Here is a 13,662-nt window from a genome sequence, read left to right on the forward strand (position 1 = left end):
GTGCCGCAGGTGCCATGGAGACTCGGCTGAGACCTTTGTAAATACGAGCCGGTAGCCCTTACTCTGCCGCACATGCAGTCCTACACCATCGGTCAGGCCGCGCGTCTGCTCGGCGTCAGCCCCGACACGGCCCGCCGTTGGGCGGATGCCGGGAGGGTCGCCACCCACCGCGACGAGGGCGGTCGTCGGCTCATCGACGGCCGGGACCTCGCCTCGTTCTCCGTCGAGGTCGCCCAGGGGGGCATCGGCGAGGAGGACACCTCGTACACCTCGGCCCGTAACGCGTTTCCCGGCATCGTCACCGCGATCAAGCTCGGGGACGTGGCGGCCCAGGTGGACATCCAGGCCGGGCCGCACCGTCTCGTCTCCCTCCTGACCCGGGAGGCGGTCGAGGAACTGGGACTGGAGGTCGGCATGCAGGCCACCGCCCGCGTGAAGTCGACGAGCGTGCACATCGACCGCGCCTGAGCCGTCGTTGCGCCTGCACCGAACCGAACCGCACTGAACCGAACTGCACTGCACTGCAGTGAACCGAACTGCACTGAACTGAGTGTCCGTGGACCGCGCTTGCGCCGTCCGTCGTGTGCGACCTGTCGCCTCCGAGTTCCGCAAGTCAAAAGGAGTCCCACCTTCATGGCCCACGTCCTCACCCTCACCGGACGCCGCACCGCGGCTGCGATCTTCACCGCTGCCCTTCTCGTCCCGCTGGCCGCCTGCGGCGGCGGCAACGACGGGAAGGCCGCGGGCGACCGGGCCACGGCCTCCGCCGGCGGCGCCCCGAAGGCCGACCTCACGGTACTGGCGGCGGCGTCCCTCACCGACGTCTTCAAGACCGCGGGCGCCGCTTACGAGAAGGCGCACCCGGGTACGAAGGTGAAGTTCTCCTTCGCCGGCTCGCAGGAGCTTGCGGCGCAGGTCAAGCAGGGGTCGCCCGCCGACGCCCTGGTCACCGCCGACACGAAGACGATGGACGGGCTGAGGTCCGACACCGGCGCCCCCGCGGTCATCGCCAAGAACCGTCTCGTCATCGCGACGGGCAAGGGCAACCCCGAGAAGGTCGAGGGCCTCAAGGATCTTGCCGACAGCAAGCTGAAGGTGGTCCTCGCGGCTCCCGAGGTCCCGGTCGGCCGCTACAGCAAGAAGATCCTGGACGCCCAGAAGATCGCCGTGAAGCCGGTCTCCCAGGAGCCGAGCGTGCGCGCCGTGCTCAGCAAGGTCGAGCTGGGCGAGGCCGACGCGGGTCTCGTCTACAAGACGGACGCCGCGACGGCCACCGACAAGGTCGAAGCGATCGACATCCCGGACGCGCAGAACGCGGTCGCCTCCTACCCGGCCGCCACGCTCAAGACCTCCAAGAACACCGAGGCGGCGGCGGAGTTCGTGAAGTGGCTGTCCTCGCCGGAGGCACAGAAGATCCTCCAGGACGCGGGCTTCCAGCGGCCGTGACCGCGGGGTCGACTGTCCCGGTGGCCGGCCGGGTGCGGGGTCGACTGTCCCGGTGGCCGGCCGGGTGCGGGGTCGACTGTCCCGGTGGCCGGCCGGGTGCGGGGACCGCAGGCGCGGAGTCGGCACGCGCGCGACTGGTAGACACGTACCGGTGGACGCGTAACCGGTGAACACCGGTACCGGTGGCCTCCCGCAGTCGTGCGGAGGCCGCCCGTACCGCACTTCCAGCCCCCACTTCCAGGGATCCTCGATGAGACGCCTCCGCAGCCGCACCCCCGGCACGCGCACTCCGGCCGACCGCTCCTCGGTTGGCCGCTCCTCGGCCGGCCGCGACCCTCGCACGCGCACCCCGGCCCGCCGTACCGCCGGCACCCGTGCCCCGGTCGCACTCGCCGTACCCGCGCTCGTGGCCGTGGCCTTCCTGCTGCTGCCGCTGATCGGCATTCTCGCCCGTACCTCATGGGGCGAACTGGGCGCGCACCTCACCAGCCCCGGGACCACCGAGGCACTCACGCTCTCGCTGATCGTCTCTGCCTGGGCGCTCGGCCTCTCCGTCGTTCTCGGTGTGCCGCTGGCCTGGCTGCTGGCCCGCGTCGACTTTCCCGGCAAGTCGTTCGTGCGCTCCCTCGTGCTCCTGCCGATGGTGCTGCCGCCCACCGTCGGCGGAGTCGCGCTCCTCCTCGCGTTCGGCCGCCGGGGACTGCTCGGGCCCTGGCTGGAGGACACGTTCGGCATCACGTTGCCCTTCCACACCGCCGGCGCAGTGGTGGCGGCGACCTTCGTGGCGATGCCGTTCCTGATCATCAGCCTGGAGGGCGCGCTGGGCGGGCTGCGCCCCCGGTACGAGGAGACCGCGGCCTCCCTGGGCGCCTCACCGCTGCGGGTCTTCTTCACCGTCACCCTGCCGATGGTCGCCCCGGGGCTCGCCGCGGGCGCCGCGCTCACCTGGGCGCGGGCACTGGGGGAGTTCGGCGCGACCATCACCTTCGCGGGAAACCTCCCCGGCACCACCCAGACCCTGCCGCTCCAGGTCTATCTGCTGCTCCAGGAGAGCCCGGAGGCCGCCACCTCGGTGTCGCTGCTGCTGCTCGCCATCGCCATGACCGTGCTCATCGCGTTGCGCGGACGCTGGACCGGCACCCCGAACAGCACCGCCCGTGAGGCAGCGGTACGGGAGACGACCGGCCAGGAGGGGGACACTGCCCCGCGGATTGCCGCATCCGACCCGGACTCCGCATCCGACCCCGATCCCGCATCCGGCTCCGCGCCTGGCCGCGACCCCGTACGCGAACGCTGGCCGCTGCACGCCGAGGTGACCGGTTTCAACCAGCTCACCCTCGACGCCGAGCCCGGCACCACCATCGCCGTCGTCGGTCCCAACGGTGCGGGCAAGACCACCCTCCTGCGCGCCCTCCTTGGCCTCACCCCCCGCGCCCACGCCGAACTCCGTCTCGGTGACACCGACGTCAGCGCCCTGCCGCCGCACCGGCGAGGCGTCGCCTGGGTCCCGCAGGACGGTGCCCTCTTCCCTCACCTCAGCGCCCTCGCCAACACGGCCTACGGGCTGCGCTCCCACCGCGTCTCCCGGGCCGAGTCCCGTCGCAGCGCGCAGGACTGGCTCGACCGACTCGGGGTGGGCCATCTCGCCGCCCGCAAGCCCTCCCAGCTCTCCGGCGGCCAGGCCCAACGTGTCGCCCTGGCCCGCGCCCTGGCCGCCCGCCCCCGGCTGCTCCTCCTCGACGAGCCCCTGGCCGCGCTGGACCAGACCACCCGTGGACACGTGCGCCACACCCTGCGCACGCACCTCGCCGACTTCGGTGGGGTCTGCCTGATCGTCACGCATGACCCGGTCGAGGCGGTCTCGCTCGCCGACCGGGTACTCGTCCTCGAAGACGGCCGTGCCCTCCAGGACGCGGCCCCCGCCGACGTCACCCGCCACCCCCGGTCCCCCTGGGTCGCCCGCATGCTCGGCCGTAACGCCTGGCCTGGCACCGCCACCCCCGAAGGCCTGCGGCTCAAGGACGGCGGGCACCTCGTCATCGCAGACCCGCTGCCCTCCGGCACACCCGCGCTCGCGGTCATCGCCCCCGAAGCGGTCTCCGTGCACCGCGACAGGCCCGGCGGCAGCCCGCGCAACATCTGGCCCGGTACCGTCCGGGAGATCACCACCAGCGGCAGCCGCCTGCGGGTCCTCATCACCTCCGCGCAGGCGCCGGACCTCGTCGCCGAGATCACCCCGCAGGCGGCCGCCGAACTCGGCCTCGTCGACGGGTCCCCGGTCTGGGCCAGCGTCAAAGCGACCGAAGCGACCGTCGTCCCTCTGTAGTCCCCGCCCGCGCGCCGGGCCGGGCCGCTGAGGCCGACTGACCCGTCCGGGGGAGGGCCACCGTCGCCGATCGGCGAAGATCATGGCATGACGATGGATGGCGACCTCGGCGACGGTGGCCGCGACGGCGACGGCGACCGCGATGCGCGCGGACCGTGGCGGCGTACGGCTACCAGCTCCCGCACCCGCTCCCGCACCCGCGCACGTATACGTACACGTACACGCAGGGCAGCCGTGGCGACGGCGGTCGCGCTGGCGGCGGCAGGCGGCGCCGCGTGCCAGGGGCCGGCCGTTCCGGCGCCGGGCCCGGCCGCCTCCAAACCCGCCCCAACCGTTTCGGGTTCGCGTCCTGCCGTCTCCGTACCACGCCAGGTCGTCACCGTACGGTACGAGGATCCGGCGCCGGCCGACCGGGATGACGCCGGCTTCCTGCGAGGACAGCAGACGGCGGAGGCAGTAGCTGCCGACCTGGCCGGATTTCTGGACTGGGGAGACCGTGCGCCGGTTCCGCTCGTGGTCAGGTCCTGTGCGGGGGAGGGGCCTTCGTACGACCCCGAGGCCCGTCGCATCGAGATCTGCTACGACGAGATCACCGAGACCCGCCAACTCTTCCGGGAGGCGGCCCGACGGCAGGCCGAGGACGGGGACCTCCGCTCGATCCAGCTCGAAACGCTCTTCCACGAGTCCGCGCATGCCCTCATCGACGTCCTCGGGCTCGGCCTTGCGGGCAACGAGGAGGATCTGGCGGACCAGTTCGCGGCGTTGATGCTGTTGCGCAACGGGGCGTCGGGTGAGCGGCAGTTGCGCATCACGGCCGAGGCGTGGCGGATGTCCGCCGAACTGTACGTGGCGGACGAGGAAGCGACGGGGGACGAGGAAGCGACTGAGGGGGAGGAAGCGACGGGGGACGATCACGCTCCTGACCTGGCGCGTGCCGTCAACCAGCTGTGCTACCTGTACGGTGCGGCTCCCGGCCGGCATCGGGACGTTCTGGGTACGGCGGGCCTGCCCACAGTGAGGGCCGCCGGTTGCGCGCAGGAGTGGAACACGGCCCGTACGCGGTGGACGCAGGCCCTACGTGCAGCGGGCGCCCTCAGGGGCCCCACCGACGGGCCCGGTACGGGAGGATGATCGCCACGGAGGGCGACAGCAGATGACCGACATGAGTGACGTACGAGTCAGGCACTTCACCCTCGACTGTGACGGCGAGACCCTCAGCTGTGCGGAGGCGGTCCCGGACGCCCCGGCTCCGGAGCCCCTGGCCGCCGTGGTCCTGCACGGCGCCGGCAACGGCGACAAGCAGAGTCCCGCGGTCCTCGCCGCCCATCTCGCCGCCCTCGGTCACCATGCTCTCGCCTTCGACTTCTCCGGCCACGGCGCCAGCTCGGGCCGGCTCGGCGAGCTCAGTCTGCGTCGCCGCTTCGAGCAGGCGCGTACCGTGATCGACTCCCAACTCCCCGCCGGGAGGAGGCTGGTGCTGATCGGCTTCAGCATGAGCGGGCAGACCGTCGCCGACCTGGCCGCGCACTACGGGCCCCGCATCCACGCCATCGGCCTCGGTGCCCCGGCGGTGTACGCGGCCGAGGCCTGGCAGGTTCCGTTCGGAGCCGGCTTCACCGAAATCATCCGTACCCCGGAGAGCTGGTGCGCCTCACCGGCCCTGGCCGCCTTCCGCCGGCTTCCCGATACGCTGCGCGCCGTACTCGCCACCCCCGCGGTCGACGCGGTGATCCCGCCCGCGGTCACCGAGGCCGTCGAGGACGCGCTGGGCGCCTCGGCCGCGCAGTACACGAGGCTGGTGTTTCCGGCGGCCGACCACCGGTTGAGCCTGCACCTCGCGGACGATCCCGCCTCGCGCGGCGACTTCCTCGACGCACTGCTCGGGGCGGTGCCGTGACGTACTCGACGCACTGCTCCGAGGGGGAAAACACTGTCCCCTGTCGCAATCAACCCTTCGCGGGTGAAAGCGCGTGCGCCGCGTCCGTGAGTACCTCCCGGATGACGTGACGTGAGTTGGCGGCGAGCGCCGGGTTCGTCTTCCGGTAGTACGGAAGCTGGATGAGCGCGATGGACAGTGCCCATGCCCGCCCCAGCTCCCAGGCGGCGTCGTCCGCACGGAGGCCGGCGCGGAACGCCGGGCGCGCCTCGGCCGGGAGCAGGTTCCAGGCCGGGGCCAGATCGACGGTGTCGCCGCCGACGCCCACCGTGCCGAAATCGATGACGGCGCTGAGGCGGCCGTCCCGCAGGAGCACATTGCCCGGCGAGAGATCGCCGTGCACCCAGTGCGCCGTACCGGCGGTCGCACTCCCGGGGAGCGCGAGCGCCGCCTCCCACACGGCCGTCACCGCGTCCGCGTCCACACCCTCTTCCGGCAGGCCGCGCAGTTCCTCGATCGCGTCACGGGTCGCCGTGACCCGGCCCGGCGAGGCGAGCGGCCCGCCGCGCCCGCTGACGGGCGCACCGGGAACGGGCTCGATCCGCCGGAGCGCCGTCACGAACTCCGCCAACTCCGCGGCCAGCAGCACGGGATGCGGTACGTGCCCGACCACGGGGTTGCTGCCCTCCAGCCACCGGTAGACCGACCAGGCCCACGGGAACCCCGCACCGGCCACGCCCGTTCCCACCGGCGCGGGAATCGGCAGCGGGAGCCGGGCCCCGAGCTCGGGCAACCAGCGCTGCTCCCGTTCCACGTCCGCCACCGCCCTGGCGATGCGGGGCAACCGCACGGCGAGGTCGGTCCCGAGCCGGAACATCGCGTTCTCCGTACCCGACGACGCCACCGCCTCCACGGGGAGCGTGGCCCACTGCGGGAACTGGGCCGCGATCAGTCTCCGTACGAGAGGAACGTCGATGTCGGCCTCGTCGGAATGCATCTTGTCGCCGGCAGCACACATGCCTCGATCATCCCCGCGCCGACGGGCGGACGCGCGCGAATTTCCGCGCGGGACCCTGCGGAGGGGCCGCACGGCTGGGCGCGGCAGCGGCGGCGTGCTGCATCCTTGCGGAATGACGACTGCCGCCCCCGTTCCCGGCCCTCCAGGTTCTCCAGCTGACGCCGTGACCGCCCGCGTCTGGTCGGCGCTCGGCGGGCCGGCCGAGCTCGTCGGCAAGGTGTCGTACGTGCGGGACGCGGGGGACGTGCTGCCCGCCCGGCTGCCGGTACGGGAGTGGGCGCGGGCCTCGGTCGGCGTCTGTTCGCTGGCAGCCGCGGAACTGCTTGCCGCGCGCAACGCCGCGGAGGTCCCCGCGGTACGGGTCTCCGAAGGGGCTGTCGCCACCGCGTTCCACAGCGAGCGGGTGCTGCGGATCGACGGGCGCGCCCCGGTCAACTTCGCGCCGCTGTCCGGTTTCTGGCGCACCGCCGACGGGTGGGTGCGCACGCACGCCAACTATCCTCACCACCGGGCACGGCTGCTCGCCGCCCTGTCGATCCCGGACGACGGCACCCGCGACGACCGAGAGCTGGCCGCGGTGCTGGCGGACGAGCTGGCGACGCGTCCGGCGGAGCAGGTGCAGGAAGCGGTTTACGGGGCCGGTGGGCTCGCTGTGGCGTGGGTGCCGGGTCGGCCAGGTGCGGCGTCCGGTGACGTACCGCCGGACGCTCCTCTGGTCGAGACCCGGCGTACCGGCGCCGGTACGCCCGAGCGGCTTGGGCAAGCGGCGCTTCCGGCCGAGGGCGTACGGGTTCTGGACCTGACCAGGGTCCTCGCAGGCCCGGTGGCCGCGCGGACCCTGGGGCTACTCGGCGCAGACGTACTGCGGGTGGACTCCCCGCACCTGCCGGAGGACGCCGACACGTACGCCGACACCGGAATGGGCAAGCGCTCGACCCTGCTCGACCTCGCCGACGACACCGACCGGCAGACCTTCGAAACCCTGCTGGCCACGGCCGACGTCGTCCTGTCCGGCTACCGTCCCGGCGCCCTGGCCGCCCTCGGGCTGGACCCGTACGGGCTGACGGCGCGCTTTCCCGGCCTGATCGTCGCCGACCTCCGCGCCTGGGGACGGACCGGCCCGTGGGCGGACCGGCGCGGCTTCGACAGCCTCGTACAAGTGGGATCCGGCATCGCGGAGATCGAGTCCGCGAGGAAGTACGAGCCTGGTGCGCTGCCCGCGCAGGCACTTGACCACAGCACCGGCTACCTCGTCGCCGTGGGCGTACTGCGCGCCCTGACGAAGCGCCGGGCGGACGGGTGCGGGAGCCACCTGGGGTACTCGCTCGCCGGTACGGCTTCCTGGCTGATGCAGGAGGGCCTGCGGGCACCGGTGGACGAGCCCCTCGCGGGCGACGGGGCGTACGCTCCCGGGCGCTGGACGGGCGTCGCCGAATCACCGTACGGAAGGCTCGAACACGCGCTGCCTCCGGTGAGCTACGAGGGCGCGCCGAGCAACTGGACCCGAGTGGTCGGCCTTTGGGGTACGGATCGGCCGCAGTGGCTGGGCGACGGCTCGGAGCCCGCGGGGCCTCCACGACCGGCGGCATGAAATGCTGCGGCAGGGGCGCCACCGGATCTGCGTCCACGCATACGCCGCTCGCCCATCGATCCGCGCCCCGATCACCCCTGCGAGGCCCTGATGCCTGACCCTTCGCCACTTCGTGCTCCGCGCACGCTGCTTCCCGGCGCCCTCGCGGGCGAGGTGTTGCCGCGCCCACAAGGGGCGCCGGACGTCTGGCAGTTGCGGACCTCCGAGTACTACGCGCAGGCCGGCGGTGACGCCGCGAGCGAGATACTGGACGCTGCCGAACGCAAGCGTTTTGCCGCGTTCCGCCGGCAGTCCGACCAGGAGTCCTACGGCGCCGCGCACGTCGGTCTGCGCAGATTGCTCGGCGCGTACCTCGATCAGGATCCGGCGGCCGTCGTTCTCGGACGGGAGGACTGCCCGCTCTGCCCGGAACCCCACGGGCGTCCGTGCGTGCCGGGATCGCACCTCCACTTCTCGCTCTCGCACAGTGGTGACCTGGTGCTTTTCGCCTTCGGCCCGACTCCGGTGGGGGTCGACGTCGAGCTCGTTCCCGGCGTGGCGCAGACGGACGAGGTCGCGACCACCCTGCACCCCCGCGAGCGCGCCGAGCTGGCCGCCCTGGGCGCGGACGACACCAGGAGGCGGGCTGCGTTCGGCCGCTGCTGGTGCAGGAAGGAGGCGTACTTCAAGGGAACGGGTACGGGGCTCGCGGCTCCGATCGACGGTACGTACGTCGGCACGGGCCCGCGTCCGGGGGACATCGACGGCTGGCAGCTGACGGACCTGACCATGCCGGAGGGGTACGCCGCCGCGATGGCGCACGCGGACAGCACCTGAGGAGGACAGCACCTGAGTGAGGACTGCACCTGGCTGAGGACAGCACCTGAGTGAGGACTGCACCTGGCTGAGGACAGCACCTGAGTGAGGACTGCACCTGAGTGAGCGAAACGCGGTGCAACGAATGGTTGTCCCTCCAGGGCCGGCCGGTTGTTTGACCCCGCCGCTCGTCGCTCGCTTTGATGCCGCAGGGCAGCGAGCGGCTGCCCGGGTCGGTGGAAGGTGACGTCGGGTGCGCGGGATGCGCGGGATATGGGGTTCGAGCGGGTCGCGGTCGCTGGGGCGGCGGTTCGGGTGGCTGTGGGCGGCGTACGCGGTCAGCGCGTACGGCACCTCGCTCGGGTTCGGCGCGTTCCCCATGATCGCGATTCTCGTGCTGCACTCGGGGCCCACGCAGGTGGCCGCGCTGGCGGCCACCGGGCGGGCGGTGGGGGCCCTGGTCGCGGTGCCGCTCGGGCCGTGGGTGGAGTTCCGCCGCAAGCGGCCGGTCATGGTGGGGATGGACCTGGTCCGGTTCGCCGCACTGCTCAGCGTGCCTGGCGCGTTCGCGCTCGGCGTGCTGAGCTTCGCGCAGTTGCTGGTCGTGTCCGTGGTGACGGCTGCGGCCAACATCGCCTTCAACGCGGCGAGCGGTGCGTACGTGAAGGGGCTCGTGCCGCGGGAGGACCTCGTCGTGGCGAACGGCAGGTTCGAATCGACGATGTGGACCGCGACGACGGTCGGGCCCCCGCTCGGGGGAATGATGATCGGGATCTTCGGCCCGGTGACGACGGTGCTGGTGGACGCGGTCAGCTATCTGCTCTCGGCCTTGGGCATCCGCGCCATCGGCGGTACGGAACAGGCCCCGGAACGGCCCGGCGGACCGGTCCCGGAACAGCGGGACGGACCGGTCCGGGGGCGGCCGGGTGAGTCGCACGCGGCTCAGCCGGGTGACCCGCACCCGCCACGGTCGGGCGGCCCGGTCCCGCCACGGTCGGGCGGACCCGTCCCGCAACGACCGGACGGACCCGCCCCCCTGCGGCCCGGTCGTCGGCCCCGACTGCGCGCCGGTGACCTGCTCGCAGGGTGGCGGCACATCCTCACCCACCCCACCCTGCGCCCCCTGTTCCTCAACGCTCTCGTGGTCAACGGCCTGATCATGGCGACCGAGCCGGTTCTCGCCGTACTCCTGCTGGGCCGCCTCGGGTTCACCCCCTGGCAGTACGGACTCGTGTTCGCGCTTCCGTGCGTCGGTGGCCTCGTCGGTGCGCGGCTCGCGGGCCGGTTCGTCGTGCGGTTCGGGCGGCACAGGGTGCTGCTGACCGCTGGGGTGCTGCGGGTGATCTGGCCCGTCGGGCTGGCCTTCGTCACGCCGGGTGTGCCGGGGATGGTGCTCATTGTCGTCGTCCAGTTCGGGCTGGTGACCTGCTGCGCCCTGTACAGCCCGGTGCTGGCGACCTACCGGCTCGACCACACCGGTCCTGACCGGGTCGCCCGTACGCTGGCCGCCTGGTCGGTGAGCAGCAGCATTGCCATCGCGGCCATGACCGCCCTGTGGGGTCTGCTCGCCGCCGTCGTCGGCCCCCGTACCGCGATCGGCGCCGCCGGGGCCCTGCTTCTGGCCACCCCGCTGCTGCTGCCGCGCAGGGAGGGAGCGCCGGCGCAGACGGCCGAGGCCCCGGCGGGTCAGGCGGCCGGACCTCTCCGTCCGTAGGCGCGGGAGGAGATGCGCGCTGCGGCGCACCGCTCGGCCTGACTGCCGGCACCGGCACTGCGGTGGCCGTACACGTGGGCGCAGCGGCGGGCGGTAGTGCGGCGGACCGCCTTGAGCCTGCGCACCGTGGTGTGGCAGCGGCGGCTCCATTCGGCGCGCGGGAGCCCGGCGCGCCGGCCGCCGCCGGCGATCAGGGCGTTGACGGGGGCGTGCGGGTCGACGCTGAGCCCCTTGGCGACCAGAACCCCGACCACCAGCGGGGTCACGGCCACCGCGAGCGCGGTACCTGCGGCGGTCACGCGGCCGGTGCGCGGGCGGAACGCGGCGGGGGAGGCGGGTACGGGGGGCAGGGCGGCCGGGAGCGTTGTCGAGGTCATGCCCGTATTCCAGCAGCCCGCTACTGGTGGGTAATCGGGGCTCGTACTCAGGCCGTTGCCCCGAGGTACTCAGAAGCAGAAGCAGAAGCAGAAGCCGACGCCGACGCTGACTCCGACGCCGACGCTGACTCCGACGCCCGCGCGGAACTGAACGCGGCGGTCTCAGGTCGCCGGAGCGTCCGTCGCCAGGCGGGCGTGGAGGTGTTCGTCGTGATACCGGCCGTCGCCGAAGCGGTACGAGGCGCGCAGTGTGCCCTCGGTGGGAAAGCCGCAACGCTGGGCGACCCGGCAGGACGGCGTGTTCTGGACGGCGTGGGCGAGTTCGAGGCGGCGTACGCCCACGGTGCGGAAGGCCCACTCGGTGGCGGCGAGCGTCGCCTCGGTCGCCAGGCCCCGGCCCCGAGCGGCAGGCACAAGCCAGTAACCGATCATCGCCAGTCCGTCCGAGCGGTCGGTCCAGCGGACGGTGAGGGCCCCCAGCAGGGTGGGCGCGGTGTCCACCGGGTCCGCGGTATCCGCGGTATCCGCGGTATCCGCGTCACCGTCGAGAAGGGCGAAGGTGGCCGCGGTGCCCGCTGACCAGTCCTCGGCGCGGAGTTCGACCCACTTCGCGGCGGCCGTGAGGTCGGCCGCGCGAACGGGGTTCCAGAGTGCTGACTGCGGGTCCGCCGCGACGGTCATCAATCCGTCGAGCAGGGTCGGCGAGTCACAGTCCTTGAGGCCCCACGGACGCAGGCGAGCGGCGCAGCCGAGCGCGATCGTGGTGGGGACGAAGGCTCCGGTCGCACCGGGAGGAGCGGTCGCTGATACGGGCGGGGCAGGGGCGCCGGGCGAGGAATCCGCAGTGGGCCCGGTGGATGTCGAGGAGCTCATGGGGGTTCTTTCTAGCGGGAGTTCGGAGCTCGCCGCCAGCGAATTTCGGCGCGGGGGATGCTCGGGGGGCGACGAGTTTCGGCGCCCGCGGCAGAGGCGCCTCGGGACGACGGGGCTCGGCACTCGGCGCGGAGGTGCGCGGGGGCGATGGACCGAAGAGGGCCGGCCGAAGGCTCGGCGCGACCACCCGGAGGAGTCTGACGATCGCGCGTGGCGGTCAGGTGGAGGCGACCACGACGAACTCGCCGTCACCCGCGCCCACCGCCTCACGTCGCGGGCCTCCGCACCATTGCGAAACTCGGTCACTTCAGTCCCTTCGGTCCAGATCTCGACCGTACGGCCGTCCCGAACGGTGACGCGGCGCCGAGAGTCGACCGGATTCCAGCGCTCCCACCGCCGGCCCATCGGGCACATGGGTTTCCGCGGCCGGGAGGTCACTCTCCCGCACCCACCGATCAGTCCGCGGCGGCGACCCCCACCCCGATCCCGATGAAGAGGCAACCGGTGACGCGCTCCCACCGGCGCTTGAAGGCCGGCCGGTTGAGCAGTGCGCGCAGTTTGGTGGCGACGGTGACCAGGATCGCCCAGTAGGCGATGCCGATCACCACGTCCAGTGCGCCCAGCAGGAAGATCTGCGCCGTCACCGACGCGCCGCCGGCGCCCGCACCCGCACCCGAGTCCGTACCGCCGTGCTCGATGAACTGTGGCAGGACGCTGAGGAAGAAGAGCGCTGCCTTCGGGTTGAGGACGTTCGTCAGAAGCCCCTCGGTGAAGCTTCCACCCCAGGAAGGGGAGGCGGGAGATGGAGCCGGTGCCGGTGCCGATGTCGGGGCCGATGCGGGCCCCTGTGTCCGTTCCCCGCCCCGCCGCGTCGCCAGGAGTGTGCGTACGCCGAGGTAGACGAGGTACACCGCACCGGCGAGTTTGATCGCGGTGAAGACCGCGGCGGACTGGGCGGCGATGACCGAGAGCCCGAGTGCGGCGGCGACCATGTGCACGCACAGTCCGCTCTGCGCACCGAGCGCCGCTGCCACCCCGAGCGCGCGGCGGCGCGCGGCGGCCCGCACGATGACGAGGAAGTCCGGGCCGGGGATCAGATAGGCGAGCATCACCACGCCGAGAAAGCCCGCGAGATTGACCGACACTCTTCAACTCCCTCAGCACGCCGCACGGTTGTGTCAGATACCGGGTACCTCTTTCGGCTCCCGTCACACCCACATCCACACCCGCACCCACCCTCGGTCCGGGGCCGACCCCGCGGCACGCACAAGGTGCGGGATCTCGGGCCGGTGACGCTCGCGTAGGGGACCCGTCAAGAGCGGTGCCGTGCCCGTCAGAGGAGCGTTAACGCAGGTCACAAGGCGCCTGGGAGCGGCTTTTCTCTTCTCGGGACGTACGGACGGGCCACCCAGAAGGTGTGTCCCCGTCCGCCGCCGACCCTCCATCCAACCCACTGCATCCAGGAGCCCGCGATGGCCGATCTGGCCTTCGTCGTCACCACTCTCGCGCTGTTCGCGCTGGTGGCACTCGTCGCCAAGGGGGTGACGAAGCTGTGACCGCCGAAAACATCGTCGGCCTCGTCGTGGCCGTCGCCCTGCTGGGATATCTGATCCTCGCCCTCGTGTACCCGGAGAGGTTCTGAGCCC

14 protein-coding genes are annotated in these 13,662 nt (G+C 72.4%); 10 read left to right on the forward strand and 4 right to left on the reverse strand.

The window, feature by feature from the left end:
- Positions 1-72 precede the first annotated feature (72 nt).
- The 5 genes from ACIQM4_RS19175 (at position 73) to ACIQM4_RS19195 (ending at position 5,669) form a co-directional block, all read left to right on the forward strand.
- Positions 73-468 carry a molybdopterin-binding protein gene (locus ACIQM4_RS19175; RefSeq protein WP_401592788.1) on the forward strand — a complete coding sequence of 132 codons (396 nt, stop codon included), beginning with the start codon at positions 73-75 and terminating at the stop codon, positions 466-468.
- A 165-nt stretch (positions 469-633) separates the two neighbouring features.
- Positions 634-1,446: a molybdate ABC transporter substrate-binding protein gene (gene modA / locus ACIQM4_RS19180; protein WP_401592790.1), complete on the forward strand. Its 813-nt coding sequence runs from the start codon at positions 634-636 to the stop codon at positions 1,444-1,446.
- 250 nt (positions 1,447-1,696) lie between these two features.
- A complete protein-coding gene (locus ACIQM4_RS19185) occupies positions 1,697-3,772 on the forward strand; it encodes an ABC transporter permease (protein ID WP_401592792.1) in 2,076 nt (691 codons plus the stop codon).
- 87 nt (positions 3,773-3,859) lie between these two features.
- Positions 3,860-4,903, forward strand: a complete 1,044-nt coding sequence (locus ACIQM4_RS19190) for a DUF4344 domain-containing metallopeptidase (protein ID WP_401592794.1) — start codon at positions 3,860-3,862, stop codon at positions 4,901-4,903.
- A gap of 22 nt (positions 4,904-4,925) precedes the next feature.
- Complete coding sequence (locus ACIQM4_RS19195) at positions 4,926-5,669, forward strand: alpha/beta hydrolase (RefSeq protein ID WP_401592796.1); 744 nt, start codon at positions 4,926-4,928, stop codon at positions 5,667-5,669.
- 49 nt (positions 5,670-5,718) lie between these two features.
- Here ACIQM4_RS19195 and ACIQM4_RS19200 read toward each other — a convergent pair whose 3' ends face one another.
- On the reverse strand, positions 5,719-6,666 hold the full coding sequence (locus ACIQM4_RS19200; protein WP_401592798.1) for an aminoglycoside phosphotransferase family protein: 948 nt from the start codon (positions 6,664-6,666) through the stop codon (positions 5,719-5,721).
- A gap of 112 nt (positions 6,667-6,778) precedes the next feature.
- Between ACIQM4_RS19200 and ACIQM4_RS19205 the strand changes: the two genes are divergently transcribed.
- The 3 genes from ACIQM4_RS19205 (at position 6,779) to ACIQM4_RS19215 (ending at position 10,766) form a co-directional block, all read left to right on the forward strand.
- A complete protein-coding gene (locus tag ACIQM4_RS19205) occupies positions 6,779-8,257 on the forward strand; it encodes a CoA transferase (RefSeq protein ID WP_401592800.1) in 1,479 nt (492 codons plus the stop codon).
- 90 nt (positions 8,258-8,347) lie between these two features.
- Positions 8,348-9,073, forward strand: coding sequence for a 4'-phosphopantetheinyl transferase family protein (locus ACIQM4_RS19210; RefSeq protein ID WP_401592802.1), 726 nt, complete (start codon positions 8,348-8,350; stop codon positions 9,071-9,073).
- A gap of 241 nt (positions 9,074-9,314) precedes the next feature.
- Positions 9,315-10,766, forward strand: a complete 1,452-nt coding sequence (locus ACIQM4_RS19215; protein WP_401593181.1) for an MFS transporter — start codon at positions 9,315-9,317, stop codon at positions 10,764-10,766.
- Here ACIQM4_RS19215 and ACIQM4_RS19220 read toward each other — a convergent pair.
- From ACIQM4_RS19220 to ACIQM4_RS19230, 3 genes are all read right to left on the reverse strand, one after another.
- Positions 10,739-11,143 carry a hypothetical protein gene (locus tag ACIQM4_RS19220; RefSeq protein WP_401592804.1) on the reverse strand — a complete coding sequence of 135 codons (405 nt, stop codon included), beginning with the start codon at positions 11,141-11,143 and terminating at the stop codon, positions 10,739-10,741. The genes ACIQM4_RS19215 and ACIQM4_RS19220 overlap by 28 nt on opposite strands.
- A 162-nt stretch (positions 11,144-11,305) precedes the next feature.
- The gene (locus ACIQM4_RS19225; RefSeq protein ID WP_401592806.1) at positions 11,306-12,016 is read right to left on the reverse strand and encodes a GNAT family N-acetyltransferase; all 711 of its coding nucleotides are present in this window, start codon (positions 12,014-12,016) and stop codon (positions 11,306-11,308) included.
- A gap of 455 nt (positions 12,017-12,471) precedes the next feature.
- A complete protein-coding gene (locus tag ACIQM4_RS19230) occupies positions 12,472-13,161 on the reverse strand; it encodes a LysE family translocator (protein WP_401592808.1) in 690 nt (229 codons plus the stop codon).
- A gap of 270 nt (positions 13,162-13,431) precedes the next feature.
- On the opposite strand from ACIQM4_RS19230, the gene ACIQM4_RS19235 reads away from it, so the two are divergent.
- Both ACIQM4_RS19235 and kdpF read left to right on the forward strand, forming a co-directional pair.
- Positions 13,432-13,572 carry a hypothetical protein gene (locus ACIQM4_RS19235; RefSeq protein WP_401592810.1) on the forward strand — a complete coding sequence of 47 codons (141 nt, stop codon included), beginning with the start codon at positions 13,432-13,434 and terminating at the stop codon, positions 13,570-13,572.
- Positions 13,569-13,658: a K(+)-transporting ATPase subunit F gene (gene kdpF / locus ACIQM4_RS19240; protein ID WP_365409864.1), complete on the forward strand. Its 90-nt coding sequence runs from the start codon at positions 13,569-13,571 to the stop codon at positions 13,656-13,658. Before ACIQM4_RS19235 ends, kdpF begins: the two co-directional genes overlap by 4 nt.
- Positions 13,659-13,662: the final 4 nt, after the last annotated feature.

Origin of the sequence: Streptomyces sp. NPDC091272 (genome assembly GCF_044757485.1) — a bacterium.
GTDB lineage: Bacteria > Actinomycetota > Actinomycetes > Streptomycetales > Streptomycetaceae > Streptomyces.

Bases quoted from the DNA above. Each gene is read 5' to 3' on its own strand.
- ACIQM4_RS19200 (WP_401592798.1), bottom strand. From the start codon at position 6,666: ATGTGTGCTGCCGGCGACAAGATGCATTCCGACGAGGCCGACATCGAC.
- ACIQM4_RS19220 (WP_401592804.1), bottom strand. From the start codon at position 11,143: ATGACCTCGACAACGCTCCCGGCCGCCCTGCCCCCCGTACCCGCCTCC.
- ACIQM4_RS19185 (WP_401592792.1), top strand. From the start codon at position 1,697: ATGAGACGCCTCCGCAGCCGCACCCCCGGCACGCGCACTCCGGCCGAC.
- ACIQM4_RS19225 (WP_401592806.1), bottom strand. From the start codon at position 12,016: ATGAGCTCCTCGACATCCACCGGGCCCACTGCGGATTCCTCGCCCGGC.
- modA (WP_401592790.1), top strand. From the start codon at position 634: ATGGCCCACGTCCTCACCCTCACCGGACGCCGCACCGCGGCTGCGATC.
- ACIQM4_RS19190 (WP_401592794.1), top strand. From the start codon at position 3,860: ATGACGATGGATGGCGACCTCGGCGACGGTGGCCGCGACGGCGACGGC.
- ACIQM4_RS19215 (WP_401593181.1), top strand. From the start codon at position 9,315: ATGCGCGGGATATGGGGTTCGAGCGGGTCGCGGTCGCTGGGGCGGCGG.
- ACIQM4_RS19175 (WP_401592788.1), top strand. From the start codon at position 73: ATGCAGTCCTACACCATCGGTCAGGCCGCGCGTCTGCTCGGCGTCAGC.
- ACIQM4_RS19195 (WP_401592796.1), top strand. From the start codon at position 4,926: ATGACCGACATGAGTGACGTACGAGTCAGGCACTTCACCCTCGACTGT.
- ACIQM4_RS19210 (WP_401592802.1), top strand. From the start codon at position 8,348: ATGCCTGACCCTTCGCCACTTCGTGCTCCGCGCACGCTGCTTCCCGGC.
- ACIQM4_RS19205 (WP_401592800.1), top strand. From the start codon at position 6,779: ATGACGACTGCCGCCCCCGTTCCCGGCCCTCCAGGTTCTCCAGCTGAC.